The organism is Halococcus salsus, from assembly GCF_009900715.1.
Lineage (GTDB): Archaea > Halobacteriota > Halobacteria > Halobacteriales > Halococcaceae > Halococcus > Halococcus salsus.
Genome location: NZ_JAAAJC010000030.1, coordinates 1 through 1069 on the forward strand (window position 1 = coordinate 1; position 1069 = coordinate 1069).

1 protein-coding gene is annotated in these 1069 nt (G+C 59.4%); it reads left to right on the forward strand.

The genetic code is table 11. From position 1 onward, the window contains the following. The first annotated feature begins 49 nt into the window (after positions 1–49). Positions 50–1048, forward strand: a complete 999-nt coding sequence (locus GT355_RS17880; RefSeq protein ID WP_160135853.1) for a transposase — start codon at positions 50–52, stop codon at positions 1046–1048. The last annotated feature ends 21 nt before the right edge of the window (positions 1049–1069 follow it).

A 1069-nucleotide genomic window follows, 5' to 3' on the forward strand; every position in this document is an offset into this window, starting at 1 on the left:
GAGCGTGTCATAGAAAGCGTCACGTGCGAGGTTGCAGGGTGTGGGAATTGTGTCCAACAACGCCCAGACCCTGCAAAACGTCACTTCTGTCGACGACTTCTTGAATGTCGCGGCGACCGAGACAGTACCGCTGTTTGAGTATCTCTCTTTCGAGTTTCTGCTGGGGTACGACGTGTTCGCCCCCTGCAAGCGGGGGCGAACACGAGTTCATGAGCCACCAGAACTCTTCTGCGGCTTTCTCCACTGCTACTACGAGGACGTCTACGGCACTCGTCCCGTCGCACGAGAACTCCAGAAGCCGCTGGTCTGGCTCAGCTGTGGCTTCGATCGACCGCCGTCGCGAGACGCGGTCGATCGCTTCCTCACCGATCTCGAACACGTCGTTGACGATGTCTTTGACCACCTCGTCGAGCAGGCCGCCGTTCGGGGCCTGCTCGACTCTACGTACCGAATCGATTCGACTCACGTCGAAGCGATTCCGTGGAACGACGATGCCTCGTGGAACTACGATTCAACCGCTGAAGAGCACTACTACGGTTTCGGCTGTACGATCGTCTCGGCGGGAGCAAAGATTCCCATCGCAGCGGAGTTCACGCCAGCGAAACAAGCGCCAGAAGAGACAGCGATGCGCGTCACGCGTGACGCGCTCGCCGTCAAACATCCGGTCTGGATGCTTGGCGACAGCGCGTACGACACGCTCGATTGGCACGATCACCTGCTGGAGGCAGGGATCGTGCCAATCGCCCCGTATAACCCGCGAAACACCGACGATCCGCTCGATATCGAGTACAGGGTCGAAGACCGCATCGAAAAGCACAGCGAGGACGTACAGCTCAAACGCTCGGTCTTAGACGAGACGTACAATCGCCGGACACAGGTCGAACGAACGAATGATACGGTCAAGGACTGCGGCCTCGGGCCCGTCCGTGCCCGAGGCCGCGTCCATGCGCGGACGCAGGTGTTCGTTGCATTGTGCCTTCGAGTGGTCGTCGCAATCACCAACGACGAACGAGGAGACAATCCGGGCCGCGAGATGCTCACGGCATGAGACGGATTCTATGACACGCTC